Genomic DNA, 14,640 nt, shown 5'->3' on the forward strand with positions numbered 1-14,640 from the left:
AACAAGAGCTTACCGGTAATAGGTTTCGGAAGAGGCTTAACGAACGGTCACCCGAGTAAGGATAATTAACCTAAAGGCTTAGGCGCTTGTCGCGGGGCCGGTTCCGGGCTGTCACGAAGTCGTCAATGCGCTCAACGGCTTAGTGCCGTACCGGGCGTTTCTGCAGCCAGATGACGACGCGAAAGACGATGTAGAGCAGCGCCACCGCCGCATGCGAGACGACAATCAGCAGCCGATGGCCGAAAAGCTCGGGAAAGCCGGCATACATGACGGTCTCTGTGACCGCGCAAATGAACCAGATCACCGGCCCCCAGGAGGCCAGCATCCACAGCCCCGCCGCGGCAAAGGGGAAGAACACGGCGAGCATCACCGCCGCCACCTGCCAGTGCACCGGCATGAGGTCGAAGCGCCACAGCGAACCTGGATAGAAGCCGATCAGCTTGACCCAGTACAGGACGCCGAACAGCAGGCAGTAGCCGGCGATGACGCGCTGGAACCAGGCGAAGATCACCTCGACCGTCGAGGGCTGAAGCACCACGCGTCTCGATGTCACCTCACTCATACCAGGAGTTCCCGTTCACCGAGCGGGGCGAAATAGGCCTCGACATCGGCCTCGCTGACCGCGTCGAGACTTGCCGGCCGCCATTGCGGCTTTGACCCCTTGTCGATGATGGCGGCGCGGATGCCTTCATAGAAATCGTGTCCGGCAAGCATGCGGTTGAGGATGCGGAATTCCATCTTCATGCAATCGTCCATCGACAATGTCAGCCCGGCGTTGATCTGCCGCCAGGCGACGCGAAGGCTGGTCGGGGAGCGCATGCGGATCGTCGCCAACGTTTTTGCCGCGAATTCGTCGGTGCCCGCCGCGCGTTCCAGGCTGTCGACGACATCCTGCAGCGATGGTTGGGCGAAATGACGCGATATCGCTTCCAGGATCGGCCTGTCGGTCTCTCGCCTGGCCTGGACGAAGAAACCGCGCAGCACCGATTCCGGATCGCCGGTCAGTACCAGCCGATCGAGGAAGCTCGCCTGGTCCTCGGCCTTGATGGTGTGGGTGGCCAGCCCCGACCATAGCGCGTCACCATAGCGGATGCGGTTGCCGGTCAGCGCCAGATACATGCCGAACGAGCCGCCAAGATCGGGCAGCAGATGGCTGGCGCCGACATCCGGGAAAAAGCCGATGCCGACCTCCGGCATGGCGAACTGTGCATTCTCGGTCATCACCCGATGCGAACCGTGGAACGAAATGCCGACGCCACCGCCCATGACGATGCCGTCGATGAGTGCCACGTAAGGTTTCTTGAAGCGCGCTATATAGGCGTTGAGCCGATACTCGTCGGCGAAGAACGCGACCGGCGGCTCTCCGGCCCGGCCGGCTTCGTAGATATCCAGGATGTCGCCTCCGGCCGAAAACGCCCTGCCGTCGGCCTTGAGGACCACGACGTCGACGCCGTCGTCGCGCTCCCAGGAACGCAGGGCTTTGCCCAGCGCCTTGACCATGCGATGGGTGACGGCATTGAGCGCCTGCGGCCGCGTCAACGTGACGACACCAGCCCTGCCCAACCGTTCGAAGCGAATTTCGTCGCCTCCACCAAAATCCATCGCCAGAGAATCCCTCCCCCGCGCCTGCGGGACTGAAGTGCTAAGCGGCGACCGGGCGAACGTCAATTGTCGTGTGCCGGGACAGGAAGCATGATCGGTTGGAATTGCTACCACACGAACGGGATCAACGCCTTCGTGTGACGCGCATAGTCTGGGAATTCGTCGGGAAATTGCCGTGCCAGAAGCCTGTCTTCCGCGCCGACACGCCACAAGGAAGATCACGCCCAGCAGGATCAGCAGAAAGACGAAACCACCGCCCACCACGATCGCCGAGCCGATGCATGCAACAAGGCCACCTGTGTACATGGGGTGGCGAACATAGCGGTAAGGGCCTGACGTCACCAGTTCATGGCCTTGCTTGGCGGAGACGATCTGGCTCCAATTGCTGCCAAGGGTTTGCCGCGCCCAGACCAGGAAGGCCATCCCGGCAACGGCCACGATGACACCGATGCTGCTCAAGACGGCGTTCACGGGTGCGAAGTTGACGAACCGGAACATCGGCACACGCGGGAGCAGGAAAGCGACGATCATGGCGGCCATCAGCCCCAGTCGCTGCGGCATGTGCTCTTCGGTATCCCGTTTCACACCGAACGCCGAAACGGTCAGGTAGACGATCAGCACGAGCCAGGCGGCATAGATGGACCAGACGAAGACCATGGCTTGCTCCTTCCGCCGCCCCATGCCGACCTAGCGTGCTGCAAGGACACGTCAACGCCACACGGCCGGTGCAGCCTCTTGGCTCGCGTCCGTGGTCGATGCTAGAAATCGACCGGCAAATGCTGGACGGCGGACGTTGTTCATGGCTCGATTTTTACGCCTTGCACTGGTGGCAATCGGGCTGATCGGGCGATGCCTGGCCGCCCATCCTGTCCTAGCAACCACGCTCGACGATCTCTACCAGTCGCAGACCATCGTCACCGGCCAAGGCGAGGAGAACCGCCAGATAGGCTTCAGGGATTGCCTGGATCGAGTTCTGGTCAGGGTTTCGGGCGACCAGCGGTTGCTCGACAAACCAGAGATAGGGGATCTGCGCGACAAGGCCGGCAGCTTCGTCGACGCTTTCCGTTACCATGACCGGTTGGAGGGCATTCCTATCCATGACGAGCAAGGCACGCATGACCGGCCGCATGATCTGACCTGTCTCTACAGGCCTGACGTGATCGACAAGGTGCTGGCGTCGCTGGGCAGCAGGCCCTGGCTGGGCGACCGGCCGACGCTCGCGGTCTTTCTCGTTACCGAACAGGGTGCTCGACATTTCGTCCTAAGCGCCGAGGAGCAGCGTGGCGAAACGATGCGCGAATCCTTCGTCAATGCTACCGGTCCAATGCTGATGCATGTCGCATTTCCGAAGGCTGCGCAGCTTGCCGGCCTGGGCGAAAAAGCGCTGCGCGCCGCCAACATGGCGAGGCTGGATCGGCAAGCCAAACAGGTAGGTGGCGCGCAAGCGCTCGCCGGCAGCATCGTATGGAGCGACAAGGAGCTCGGCTGGATCGCCGATTGGCGGCTGGCCGATCGCGGCAAGACCTATCGCTGGCAGGTGCGTGGCGTCAGCTTCGACGAGGCGTTTCGTGTAGCCATCAGAGGGGCGGTGCAGATTCTTTCGGGTAATGGGCAGCCTTGACTGGATAGGCAGGAGGGACAGCGCCCCCCTCTGCCCCACAAGGGGGAGATTGGCAGCTTTGACCGCTGGCACAAACGTGTCGCATTGGTCAGCGCCGAGGGCTCGTGGTAAAAGCCGCTGATCCGGAGTTTTGGCAATGAACAGATTCACCCCGACAAAGCCAGCCGGCGCTCGCAGCGTCGACGACGTCACCGGCAGCCGCCGCCTGCGCCGCATGCGCAAGGCCGACTGGTCGCGCCGGCTCGTGCAGGAGAACCGGCTCACGGTCGACGACCTGATCTGGCCGATCTTCGTCGTCGAGGGCAAAAATGTGCGCGAGCCGATCGCGGCGATGCCGGGCGTCTTCCGCCTGTCGATCGACCTTGCCATCAAGGAGGCTGAACGCGCGGCCAGGCTCGGCATTCCCGCGCTCGCCACCTTCCCCAATGTCGATCTGGCCTTGCGCGACCAGACCGGCTCGCACATCCTCGACCCCGACAATGTCATCAACCGCGCCACCCGTGCCATAAAGGACGCGGTGCCCGAGATCGGCATCATCACCGACGCCGCGCTCGACCCGTTCACCAGCCACGGCCATGACGGCATCCTGCGCGACGGCGTCATCGTCAACGACGAGACGGTCGAACAGGTCGCGGCGGCGGCCGTCATCCAGGCAGCGGCCGGCGCCGACATCATTGCGCCGTCCGACATGATGGACGGCCGTATCGGCGCCATCCGCGACGCGCTCGACGCCAACGGTTTTCAAGACGTGGCGATCATGTCCTACGCGACCAAATTCGCCTCGGCCTTCTATGGCCCCTATCGCGAGGCGGTCGGCACAGCCGGCCTGCTCAAGGGCGACAAGAAGACCTACTATATCGACCATGCCAACTCGGACGAAGCCGTGCGCGAGGCCGAACAGGACATCGCCGAGGGCGCCGACATGCTGATGGTCAAGCCCGGCTTGCCCTACCTCGACATCATCCGCAGGCTGAAGGACGAATTCCAGATGCCGACCTTCGCCTACCAGGTGTCGGGCGAATATTCGATGATCAAGGCGGCGGGCGCCAATGGCTGGATCGACGGCGAGAAAGCGATGCTGGAGAGCCTGCTTGCCTTCAAGCGCGCCGGCTGCGACGGCATCCTGACCTACTTCGCGCCAGAGGTGGCGACGATGCTGAAGGGGTAGGTTCTCGCCCTCCCCCGGCCAGTCAGCGACTTGGTCGTCCCCTGGAACGGCATCCGCGACTTCCATAAGGAACTTACAGGCAAGGACTTCCCGCTACATGGCGGAGAGGTCCGAGTACGTGTTTTTTCACCGCAGAAATACCACTTGCAATTCGCAATCGGTTTGCTACAAAGAAACCACTTGCAAAATACAACTGGTTCTCGAGGAGGTTTTCATGTCCAAGCTGCGTGTCAATGCTTTCACCCTATCGCTCGACGGCTATGGCGCCGGTCCCGACCAGGATCTGCAAAATCCGCTCGGCGTCGGTGGGGAATCCTTGCACAAGTGGTTTGTCGACACCCGCACCTTCCGCAAGATGGTGCTCGGAGAAGATGGCGGCGCCTCCGATATCAACGAGGCGTTCGCGGCGCGCAGCTTCGAGAATGTCGGCGCGTGGATCCTCGGGCGAAACATGTTCGGACCGATCCGCGGCGAATGGCCCGACGAGATCTGGAAGGGCTGGTGGGGCGACAACCCGCCCTACCATGTGCCGGTTTTCGTGCTGACACACTTCAAGCGAGCGCCGATCACGATGGAGGGCGGCACCACTTTCCACTTCGTCACCGACGGCATCCATTCGGCGCTCGAGCAGGCAAGGTCGGCGGCTGGCGGCAAGGATGTGCGGGTCGGCGGCGGTGTCTCGACCATCCGGCAATATCTCCAGGAAAAACTTATCGACACCATGCACCTGGCGATCTCGCCGATGCTGCTGGGAACAGGCGAGAACCTCTTCGCGGGCCTGGATATGGTGAAGCTTGGCTATCGGTGCACGGAGCAGGTGGCGACAGCGCTTGCCACGCATGTGACCATCGATCGAGCGTAGTTTGGCGAAACCCTTGGCGGCAGGCCCCTTTCTCCCCGTCACTATACGGGGAGAAATGCCCGGCAGGGCAATGAGGGGCGGCGCTGGCGATGGAAGATTGCGCTACCGGCCAATTGATCAAGGTTGGCGCCGCCCCTCATCCCCCGGCACCTTCTCCCCGTATGGTGACGGGGAGAAGGAAGAACCCTCAATACTTCTCCGGCACGTACAGTTCGCGTGGCAGAACCTGGCGTTCGTATTCCGGGTTGAAGACGCGCTCGGGCAGCGTGATCTCCTCGTGCGGCACCTCTTCATACGGCAGTTGTTTCAACAGATGATCGATGCAGTTCAGCCGTGCGCGCTTCTTGTCGTTGCCTTCGACGATGAACCAGGGCGCCTCGGGAATGTTGGTGCGGGCGAAGGTTTCTTCCTTGGCCTTGGTGTACTGTTCCCAGCGCACGCGCGACTGCAGGTCCATCGGTGACAGCTTCCACTGCTTCATCGGATCGTGGATGCGCATCAGGAAGCGCATCTGCTGTTCCTCGTCGGTGATCGAGAACCAGTATTTGACCACGGTGATGCCCGAGCGCACCAGCATGCGCTCGAACTCCGGCACGTCGTGGAAGAACTCCTCGACCTGCTCCGGTCCGGCAAAACCCATCACCCGTTCGACGCCGGAACGGTTGTACCAGGAGCGGTCGAACAGCACGATCTCGCCACCGGCTGGCAGATGCGGGACGTAGCGCTGGAAATACCATTGCGATTTCTCGCGCTCGGTCGGCGCCGGCAGTGCCACGACGCGGCAGATGCGCGGATTGAGCCGCTGGGTGATGCGCTTGATGACGCCGCCCTTGCCGGCGGAGTCGCGGCCCTCGAAGATCACCACCAGCTTCTTCCTGTGATAGGCGACCCATGACTGCAGCTTGATCAGCTCCGACTGCAAGGTGATCAGGTCGCGGAAATATTGCATGCGGTCGATCGAAGGCGGATGCGAGTTCTTGTAGATCTTGGCGATCTCCATCGACAGCGCCGGTTCCGACATTTCGAGCTCATAGTCTTCGTCGAGCGTGTCGGCGAGCTCGGCTTCGAGCCAGTCTTTTGCAGGGGAATTCTGTCTTAGCTCGGTCATATCAGTTGCTCCGCGTGCAAGCCTGTCGGTTTATGTCCCGGCGCCCCAACCCTGCTGGCCCGCGGCCTGGAACGGAACACCTTAGCCGAATTCAATATAGGCCGGCAGTGACGGTTTTATTGCAGCCCGAGCACGATCGCCGGCGCTGCAAATTCCGCGAGATATGATCGATCGTCGTCCCGGCATGGCGACAAACCGGGCGAATTGTCCTACAAATCCCCGATCGCATTCCGGGCTGCCCTTTCGCGCCGCCCCAATTCAACACAATCGCGAGGATTGACATGGAATACCGTACTCTCGGCCGTTCCGGCCTGAAGGTTTCGACACTGACCATGGGCACCATGACCTTCGGCGGCGCCGGCCCGTTCGCCGCTGTCGGCAACAGCGATCTCGCCGAAGCCAAACGGATGATCGACATGTGCATCGATGCCGGCATCAATCTTCTCGACACCGCCAATGTCTATTCGAACGGCATCTCGGAAGAGATCATTGGCGAAGCACTCGGCGGCAAGCGCAAGAACGACGTGCTGATCGCCTCCAAGGCGAGGATGCGGATCGGCAAAGGGCCCAACGACGAAGGCCTGTCGCGCTATCACCTGATCCGCGAATGCGAGAGGAGCCTGAAGCGGCTCAAGACCGATGTCATCGACATCTATTTCCTGCACGAATGGGACGGCCTGACCCCACTTGAGGAAACCATCGCCGCGCTCGACACCTTGGTCGGCCAGGGCAAGATCCGCTATGTCGGCTGCTCCAACTACTCCGGCTGGCAGGTGATGAAGGGGCTCGCCGTCAGCGACAGCCATCACCAGCCGCGCTTTGTCACTCAGCAGATCCACTACACGCTGGAGGCGCGCGAGGCAGAGTATGAATTGCTGCCGATCTCTGTCGACCAGGGGCTCGGCGTGCTGGTGTGGAGCCCGCTTGCCGGCGGATTGCTGTCCGGCAAATACCGCCGCGACAGCCCCACCGCCCGGCAGCTCGCCGGCTGGTCCGAGCCGCCGATCCGGGACGAGGACCGGCTTTGGCGGATCGTCGACGTGCTGGTCGAAATCGGCAAGGCCCGGGGCGTTTCCGCGGCGCAGGTGGCGCTTGCCTGGCTGCTCGGCCGCCCCGCCGTCTCCTCCCTGGTGATCGGCGCCCGCAACGATGCCCAGCTCAAGGACAATCTCGCAGCCGCCGCCCTGGAACTCAGTGCCGACGAACGCCAGCGCCTCGACGCGGTCAGCCGGCCGCCTTTGCTCTATCCCTACTGGCACCAGCAACTGACGGCAAAGGATCGCTTCGGCCCCGCCGACACCGTTCTCGATCGCAGCGCCATCTGACGGACATCAGGATCTAGCCCCCGATGAACCGCCAGAGTTCGGGATAGGGTTCGATCTGGCCGCTGAGCACGAAATATTTGTAGAGCACGAGCAGGGAGATCGCCTGCTCGTCTCGCTGGTTGGAGAACTTGCGGCAATGCGCATTGGCCGCGAGGACGATGCGCTCCGCCGCAGCCGGGTGGCGTTCGAAATAGCTTACTTTTTCGGCCAGATCGGCGAAATCCGGATCGAGCGGCACATAGTGGACATTGGCCTCGAGCTGGCTCTCCCTAAACCACGTTTCGTAGGTCGGCGGCGGCATCAGGCAGAGCGAGTTCGAATTCATGATCCACTTCAGATTGGTCGCCACGTCATTGCCCTCCAGCGAGACGATGTAGCGATAGCGCAGGTGCTGGCCGATGCTGAGAAAGGGCTTGCTGTACTTTGCCGGCGCGTTCGGCTTGTGCGAGCCCGCATCGCAGAACGGCAGGTCGCGCACGGCATCCAGAAACCTTGTCCTGAGCGGATTGTTGAGATCGCCACGCCAGACCACGGCCGGCAGTTTGTCGGCGAAGGCAACCGTGTCGACAGGCATGTAGAAGTGGCGGAACTTGTTGAACTTCATGAGCACCGCATTGTCGTTGTCGGCCTGGATCGGGCGATCCTTGACGAATGACGGCACCTTGGGCACCTCGATGACGTCGCCAAACTCCAGGTCGAGGCGCAGTCCGGCATCGAAGTAACGGGCAAATTCCTTCAGGTCGTAGTAATACATGCTGCGTGTCGACGGCAGGCTGTCGATACGGACGGCATCGGGGCTGGGCGAGAACGTGTCGTGCAGTTTGTTGTAGTCGTTCAATCGTTGGCGGACGGCCTCATCGGAGAGCCTGGCCTGCTCGAGGCGACCTGCCAGCCGTCGTCGGAAGATTGCCTGTGGTGCGACATCGCGTATGACATTCCGCGCATAGTAGAAAACCTTTTGGGTCGTTCGCTGTATGGTGGCCATCGTTCTCTGATCAAAACAAGCGCCAGCAAACGCACGACAGCCGAAATAGTTCCTCGCGCGCTCCCGCGTGGTCGTGTCAGAGATTTCGCAAAAATGGGCGGCGCATCCAAATGGTGACAGCGCGCTTGGCCACAGGGACCGGCTATGTCGCCGGCAACTATCCCGTTATGTAGTGCCAGACATCGGCATCCGGCTTGATCTGGCCGCTGAGCACGAAATATTTGTAGAGCACCAGCAGGGAGATCGCCTGTTCGGTCTGCTCATTGTCGAACGTCCGGCAATAGGCGTTCGCGGCCGCGACGATGCGCTCGGCCTTCGCCGGGTGCCGCTCGAAAAAAGCCACATGTTCAGCAAGGTCGGAGAAGTCCGCTGCGAGCGGCACGTAGTGAACATTGGCCTCGAGCTGCCGCTCCGCGAACCATGTCTCGTATGTCGGAGGCGGCATCAGGCAGAGTGACTTCGAGTTCAATATCCATTTGAGGTTGGTCGCCACGTCGTTGCCTTCGAGCGAAACGATGTAGCGATAGCGTTGGTGCTGGCGGATGGTGAGAAAGGGCTTGGCATACTCCGCCGGCGCGTTGGCCTTGTGCGAGCCGGCGTCGCAGAACGGCAGGTCGCGCGCCGCTTCCAGAAACCGTGTCCTGATCGGATTGTTGAGATCGCCGCGCCAGACCACCGCCGGCAGCTTATCGGCAAACGGGATCGTATCGGTCGGCATCTGGAAATGGCGAAACTTGTCGAGCTTCATGATGACCGCGTTGCTGTCGTCGTCACGGATCGGCCGATCCTTGACGATCGAAGGCACCTTCGGCACCTTCATGACGTCTCCGAACTGGACGTCGATCAGCAAGCCGGGATCGAAGTAGCGGGCAAACTCCTTCAGGTCGTAATAATACATGGTCGGAGTGAAGGGCAGCTCGCTGATGCGCACGGCCTTTGCGCTTGGCGTGAAACCATCCTGCAGCTTGTTGTAGTAATTCAGCCGCCGGCGCGCCGGCTCGCCGGAAAGCCTGGCCGTTTCGAGACGAGCGGCCAGCCTGCGTCGAAACAGGGCTTGGGGAATGACGTCGCGCGCGACGTTTCGCGCATAATAGAACACTCTCGCCGTCGTCCGCGCAATTGTGGCCATGGTTCACTTGATCAAAACAAACAGGCAGCTCTCAATTCGTTGGCGCCCCGACGCTTCCTACACCATTGTGCCGCGCATCTGGCAAGCCCTCCCCAACCGCGGAAGCGAACGCCGCGGTACTTTTGCCTCGGCTGTTGTGTTTGGCGGCTAATGCTCCTAGGCAAGGTTTGAGCCGCAAGGCAGGTCAAAAAGGAGCCGATATGGCGCGAGCACCAAACTACGATCAGGAACGCAAGGAACGCGACCGGCAAAAGGCAGCCAAGAAGGCCGAAAAGCAGGCCGCCAAGGTCGCCGCGCGGGAACGGTCCAAGCCGGAGACCGAGACCGACGCCGAAACAGAGGAATGACGGCAAGAGGCCCGCGAATGCGGGCCTCGTCTCAGTCCAATGGCTCGTCTCAATCCGATTGGATTGCGTCAAGCGGGCGCCTTGTCGCTGACGAAAACGTCGACTTCACGCGCCGCCGCGATGAAGGCACGCCTGGCATTCATGGCCGGCTTGTCGCCGGCCAGCGCGTCATGACAGGCCTGCAGCGCCGCACGGTGCTTGGGGCTGCGCTTGCCGGGCCAGCTGTTGAGGAGGTAATCGGAAGCCTCGCGGGCCGAACGCAAGAGCTGAGTGCTTCCCGCCGTGACGGACTTGACGGTCACGGGTGTTTCAAATCGGTTGTTTTCCATCGCCGCTCTTACGCCATCGGCATCCATGAAGCGAGGCCGAAAGTGCGCTTTGTGTCGGGACGCCGCCGTTTCGCAGCGATTGCCCCCCCTTGTGCAAGCCGCGCTAGGCAGCGACCACGGCAAAACCCCTGGCGCGAAGCCCGCGTCGATCGTTGGCGAGCGACGTCACCAGCCGGTCACGGCTGCCAACGATATGGGCTGAAAGCCGGCGGGCCGCTTCATCGGCATCGCCAAGGCGTGCTGCCGCCAGGATGGCGCGATGCTCGTCCCAGGCGCGGCCAAGGGCGGCTTCGTCACGAACCTCTAGCCAGCGGGCGCGCGACAGCCGCGTCATGGCATCGCGAACGGCCCGGAACAGGAATTCATTGCCCGACAGGCGCGCCAGCTCGATGTGAAAATCCATGCCGACGCGATGCCACTCCTCGCGCGGCGTGCTTTCGTCGCAGGAATCGAGCATCGCCTCGATGACATCGATGGCATTCCCGTCGACGTGCGTGCATGTCAGCCGCAGAGCCGCGACCTCGACCGCTTCGCGATAGACCGCGATCTGCTCGAGCTCGGCAAGGTTGATGGGCGACACCGTCCAGCCGCGCCCGTCCCTGCCGACCAGCCCCTCGGTCTCCAGCCGCAGAAGCGCTGCCCTGACCGGCGTGCGCGAGGCGCCGAAGCGGCCTTCGATCCAACGCTCGGTCAGCCGCTCTCCTGGCCCGATCTCGAGCCCCAGGATCATCTCGCGCAACTGCCGTTCGACATTCTGCATCTGCGACATCGCGCTCGCCTTTCCGAAGTTGCATTGACAGCAGCCGGGCTGAAGTTCATGACGGATACCATCTTGGTATCCCAAAACGGTATCCGCAACAAGCGCTGGTATCGAGCAGGCAAGGACATGACGCAGGAAGACACCCGACAAAGCGGTTACAACATCCACTGGCGGCGCAATCTCGCCGTCTGCTTTGCTGGCTCGTTCAGCACGCTCATCGCCATGACCCTGCTGTTGCCTTTCCTGCCGCTCTATGTCGAACAGCTCGGCGCGCAGGGACATGCGGCCATCGTGCAGTGGTCCGGCATCGCCTATGGCGCCACCTTCTTTGCCGCTGCCATGGTTGCGCCGCTGTGGGGACGCCTGGGCGACCGCTACGGCCGCAAGGTGATGCTGGTGCGCGCCAGCTTCGGCATGGCGATCTGCATGTCGCTGACGGGCATGGTCGAAACGGTCTGGCAGTTGGTGCTGCTGCGCCTGCTGATCGGTTTTGCCGGCGGCTATTCCTCGGGCTCGACGATATTGGTGGCCATGCAGACGCCCAAGGACCGCTCTGGCTGGGCGCTCGGCGTCCTGTCGGCGGGGATCACAGCGGGCTCGCTGGTCGGCCCCCTGCTCGGCGGCGCCCTGCCGCCGGTCATCGGCATCCGCGCCACCTTCCTGTTGTCCGGCGGCGTCATCTTCCTTGCCTTCCTGGCCACGACCTTCCTGATCAAGGAGACCCCCCGCCCGAAGCCGGCCAAAGCCGTTTCGTCGGCAAAGGCGAAGAGTGGCTGGTCGCAGATCCCGGACAAACGTCCGGTCGTGGCGATGCTGACAACCGGGATGCTGCTTGCGTTCGCCACCATGTCGATCGAGCCGATCATCACCGTCTATGTGCAGCAGCTCATCGAGGATCAGAGCCGGGTGACGCTGGTCGCCGGCGTGGTGATGTCGGCGGCGGCGCTCGGCACCATCCTGTCGGCCTCATGGCTCGGCAAGCTCGCCGACCGCGTCGGTCACTGGAACGTCGTCGTGGGCGCGCTCGCTGTCTCGGCCCTGCTGCTCATTCCGCAGGCTTTCGTCACCGACAGCTGGCAGTTGATAGGACTGCGCTTCCTGATGGGTCTGGCGCTTGGCGGCCTGCTGCCCTGCATCACCAGCGTCATCCGCCACAACGTCCCCGACGGTGTCGGCGGCAACGTGCTTGGCCTGGCGATTTCGGCGCAATATGTCGGGCAGGTCGCCGGACCCTTGACCGGCGGCTTCGTCGGCGGCCACTTCGGTATGCCGGCGGTGTTTCTCGGCACATCGGTGCTGATGGCTGGCGGCGCCGTCTACAACTGGATTGTCCAGTCGCGGCGGTCACGTCATATGCTGCTGGAGGCGGGCGAGCCCTGAGGGATTCGCCCAAGTCAGCAATCGAAGGGCCGCGCTATCATGAGTCTCGCTGAATCCAACGCCAGCCGCATCCTCGTGCTTGCCGGCGGTCTCGTCGGTGCGGCAGGTGTGGCACTGTCGGCGGCGGCCGCGCACCGTGGCGGCGCCTTCACCGGCACGGCCGCATCGTTCCTCCTGATGCACGCACCGGTGTTTCTCGCCGTCGGCCTTGCCGGTGCGAATCGCTTGCTGCGGACGGCCAGCTTGGCCCTGCTTGTCGGGCTCGTGCTTTTCGCGGGCGATCTGCTCGCCCGCGACTTTCTCGGATCGAGACTGTTTCCGATGTCGGCGCCGATCGGCGGCACCCTGCTCATCGCAGGCTGGCTGGCGATTGCCGCCTCCGCCTTGGTTCGCCCAATATCCTGAGATGCCGAACGGTCAGTCCCGGTGACGTTCGGATCGGACCCAAAGGTCGCGACCGCGCGAGGCTAGCCTTGTCCGGCGCGGCGCCTCGGGCCGCTCGGCGGCCGGCGCGATGCCCCAATAGTTGCGATAGATGTCTTCGAACAGATGCTTGAGGGGATGCATGGTTTTTCTCTCTCTTGAATTGAATCGATCCAATCGGTGAGCACAAAAAGGCTGCGCCGATCAGCTCCGCTTGCGTTCCACCAGAAAGCGAAGGTCCCGAATCCATGGGCCGGCATGATTTCGACGACTGGATCTGTTGGCAGCTGACACAATGCTCCAGTCGTTGCGATAGATGTCTTGAAACAGATAGTTGACGGGATGCATGGCGCACCTCCCCTTCGGTCATTTCGGCAGCCTGAATCTGCCGGTTTGGATCGATTCAAAGATAGGCCTTCGGCTGTCGCTGGTCAAGCAGAATTTGAATCGATCCAACGAAAGTGCTAGATGCAAGCCCGGAACGTGCTAAATGCATGTCAGGAGGCACGCGCAAAATGGCGTCACTCACCGCAGGCAATCGACGACCCGTCCGGCTGGCCGACATCGCCAAGGCCGCAGGTGTCTCGCATGGCACCGCGTCCAATGTCTTCAGCCGCCCCGAGATCGTGCGCGAGGAAGTCCGTGAACGGGTCAAGGCGGCTGCAGAGGCGATGGGCTATGGCGGGCCGGATCCGAAGGGCCGGCTGCTGCGGGCCGGCAAGGTCAACGCCATCGGCGTGGCCACCGCCGAGCCCCTCTCCTACTTCTTCGACGATCCCTTCGCGCGCGTCATGATGGCGGGCATCTCGCAGGCCTGCGACGCAACCGGGGCCGGGATCTCCCTTGTCTCGGCCGCCAACAACGAACAGCTAGCCTGGAACATCCAGAGCGCGCTGGTCGACGGCTTCATCGTCTTCTGCATCGAAGGCGGCTCGCGCCTGGTGGAACTGGCACGCGAGCGCAAACTGCCGTTCGTGGCGCTCGATCTGGATTCGCAGGACGGTTCGGTCGCGGCGATCGGCGTCGACAACATCGCCGGCGCCGGCCTGGCGGCGCGCCATCTCACCGATCTCGGACATCGCCGCTTTGCCGTCCTGGCGCTGCCTTTCGCCGACGACAGGACAGGCCTTGTGTCGCCCGAGCAGGTTCGCGCCGCGACCTATGCGGGGACGCGCGACCGCCTCACCGGTTATCTCCAGGAGCTTTCGCGGGTTGGCGTCGACATATCCAAAGTGCCCGTCTACGAGACCGCCAACGATGCGGCCACCACGAAAGCGGGGCTTGAAGCCATCTTCGCTTCCGGCGAGCCGCCAACGGCCATCCTGGCGATGTCCGACAGGACAGCCCTGGCGGCGCTCGAATGGCTGAGCGCGCGCGGGCTGGCCGTGCCCGGCGACGTTTCCGTCATCGGCTTCGACGGCGTCCCGGAAGCGGCGACGTCCAAGCCGCCCTTGACCACGATCGCCCAGCCCATCGCCGAGATCGGCCGCCTTGCCGTCAAAGCGATCCTGGAGAGCGACGGCAGGGTCAGCCGGCAGCTTTTGCCTGTCGAACTGATCGTGCGGGCCTCGTCGGCTCCGCCACGCGGCTGAGCCGTGCGG

At 62.8% G+C, this 14,640-nt stretch carries 16 protein-coding genes and 1 pseudogene; 8 read left to right on the forward strand and 9 right to left on the reverse strand.

What is annotated here, in order from left to right; all coding sequences use genetic code 11:
• Positions 1-139: 139 nt before the first annotated feature.
• The 3 genes and pseudogenes from FJ978_RS07505 to FJ978_RS33485 form a co-directional block, all read right to left on the reverse strand.
• Positions 140-562, reverse strand: a complete 423-nt coding sequence (locus tag FJ978_RS07505; RefSeq protein ID WP_140571394.1) for a DUF6163 family protein — start codon at positions 560-562, stop codon at positions 140-142.
• Positions 559-1,602, reverse strand: a complete 1,044-nt coding sequence (locus tag FJ978_RS33100) for an enoyl-CoA hydratase/isomerase family protein (protein ID WP_246678096.1) — start codon at positions 1,600-1,602, stop codon at positions 559-561. Before FJ978_RS33100 ends, FJ978_RS07505 begins: the two co-directional genes overlap by 4 nt.
• A 219-nt stretch (positions 1,603-1,821) precedes the next feature.
• A pseudogene (locus FJ978_RS33485) lies at positions 1,822-2,283 on the reverse strand (isoprenylcysteine carboxylmethyltransferase family protein); the annotation flags it as partial.
• Positions 2,284-2,401: 118 nt separating this feature from the next.
• Between FJ978_RS33485 and FJ978_RS07515 the strand changes: the two are divergent.
• The 3 genes from FJ978_RS07515 to FJ978_RS07525 all read left to right on the forward strand — a co-directional run bounded on the left by FJ978_RS07515 (position 2,402) and on the right by FJ978_RS07525 (position 5,253).
• Positions 2,402-3,223: a DUF2066 domain-containing protein gene (locus tag FJ978_RS07515; protein ID WP_140571398.1), complete on the forward strand. Its 822-nt coding sequence runs from the start codon at positions 2,402-2,404 to the stop codon at positions 3,221-3,223.
• Between the two features lie 136 nt (positions 3,224-3,359).
• The gene (gene hemB / locus FJ978_RS07520) at positions 3,360-4,391 is read left to right on the forward strand and encodes a porphobilinogen synthase (protein ID WP_140571400.1); all 1,032 of its coding nucleotides are present in this window, start codon (positions 3,360-3,362) and stop codon (positions 4,389-4,391) included.
• 214 nt (positions 4,392-4,605) lie between these two features.
• Entirely contained in the window at positions 4,606-5,253 is a 648-nt protein-coding gene (locus FJ978_RS07525) for a dihydrofolate reductase family protein (protein WP_140571402.1), read from the forward strand.
• A gap of 187 nt (positions 5,254-5,440) precedes the next feature.
• On the opposite strand, the gene ppk2 is transcribed toward FJ978_RS07525, so the two are convergent.
• Complete coding sequence (ppk2, locus tag FJ978_RS07530) at positions 5,441-6,361, reverse strand: polyphosphate kinase 2 (protein ID WP_013896009.1); 921 nt, start codon at positions 6,359-6,361, stop codon at positions 5,441-5,443.
• 281 nt (positions 6,362-6,642) lie between these two features.
• On the opposite strand from ppk2, the gene FJ978_RS07535 reads away from it, so the two are divergent.
• The gene (locus FJ978_RS07535; protein ID WP_140571404.1) at positions 6,643-7,686 is read left to right on the forward strand and encodes an aldo/keto reductase; all 1,044 of its coding nucleotides are present in this window, start codon (positions 6,643-6,645) and stop codon (positions 7,684-7,686) included.
• Positions 7,687-7,699: 13 nt separating this feature from the next.
• On the opposite strand, the gene FJ978_RS07540 is transcribed toward FJ978_RS07535, so the two are convergent.
• The gene (locus FJ978_RS07540; protein WP_140571406.1) at positions 7,700-8,671 is read right to left on the reverse strand and encodes a glycosyl transferase family 90; all 972 of its coding nucleotides are present in this window, start codon (positions 8,669-8,671) and stop codon (positions 7,700-7,702) included.
• Positions 8,672-8,828: 157 nt separating this feature from the next.
• Complete coding sequence (locus FJ978_RS07545; RefSeq protein WP_140571408.1) at positions 8,829-9,800, reverse strand: glycosyl transferase family 90; 972 nt, start codon at positions 9,798-9,800, stop codon at positions 8,829-8,831.
• Between the two features lie 200 nt (positions 9,801-10,000).
• Here FJ978_RS07545 and FJ978_RS07550 point away from each other — a divergent pair, with 200 nt between their 5' ends.
• Positions 10,001-10,147 carry a hypothetical protein gene (locus tag FJ978_RS07550; RefSeq protein WP_013896013.1) on the forward strand — a complete coding sequence of 49 codons (147 nt, stop codon included), beginning with the start codon at positions 10,001-10,003 and terminating at the stop codon, positions 10,145-10,147.
• A 68-nt stretch (positions 10,148-10,215) separates the two neighbouring features.
• Here FJ978_RS07550 and FJ978_RS07555 read toward each other — a convergent pair whose 3' ends face one another.
• Together FJ978_RS07555 and FJ978_RS07560 are read right to left on the reverse strand one after the other, a co-directional pair.
• A complete protein-coding gene (locus tag FJ978_RS07555; protein WP_013896014.1) occupies positions 10,216-10,476 on the reverse strand; it encodes a DUF982 domain-containing protein in 261 nt (86 codons plus the stop codon).
• Between the two features lie 103 nt (positions 10,477-10,579).
• Entirely contained in the window at positions 10,580-11,245 is a 666-nt protein-coding gene (locus tag FJ978_RS07560) for a GntR family transcriptional regulator (RefSeq protein WP_140571409.1), read from the reverse strand.
• A gap of 117 nt (positions 11,246-11,362) precedes the next feature.
• Between FJ978_RS07560 and FJ978_RS07565 the strand changes: the two genes are divergently transcribed.
• Together FJ978_RS07565 and FJ978_RS07570 are read left to right on the forward strand one after the other, a co-directional pair.
• On the forward strand, positions 11,363-12,616 hold the full coding sequence (locus FJ978_RS07565) for a multidrug efflux MFS transporter (RefSeq protein WP_140571867.1): 1,254 nt from the start codon (positions 11,363-11,365) through the stop codon (positions 12,614-12,616).
• 39 nt (positions 12,617-12,655) lie between these two features.
• On the forward strand, positions 12,656-13,021 hold the full coding sequence (locus FJ978_RS07570) for a DUF423 domain-containing protein (protein WP_140571411.1): 366 nt from the start codon (positions 12,656-12,658) through the stop codon (positions 13,019-13,021).
• A gap of 12 nt (positions 13,022-13,033) precedes the next feature.
• On the opposite strand, the gene FJ978_RS32725 is transcribed toward FJ978_RS07570, so the two are convergent.
• Positions 13,034-13,183 (reverse strand): hypothetical protein, encoded by a 150-nt coding sequence (locus FJ978_RS32725; RefSeq protein ID WP_181176789.1) that lies wholly within the window; start codon positions 13,181-13,183, stop codon positions 13,034-13,036.
• A 371-nt stretch (positions 13,184-13,554) separates the two neighbouring features.
• On the opposite strand from FJ978_RS32725, the gene FJ978_RS07575 reads away from it, so the two are divergent.
• A complete protein-coding gene (locus FJ978_RS07575; protein WP_023769381.1) occupies positions 13,555-14,631 on the forward strand; it encodes a substrate-binding domain-containing protein in 1,077 nt (358 codons plus the stop codon).
• Positions 14,632-14,640: the final 9 nt, after the last annotated feature.

The sequence above is a fragment of the Mesorhizobium sp. B1-1-7 genome (assembly GCF_006442705.1).
Lineage (GTDB): Bacteria > Pseudomonadota > Alphaproteobacteria > Rhizobiales > Rhizobiaceae > Mesorhizobium > Mesorhizobium opportunistum.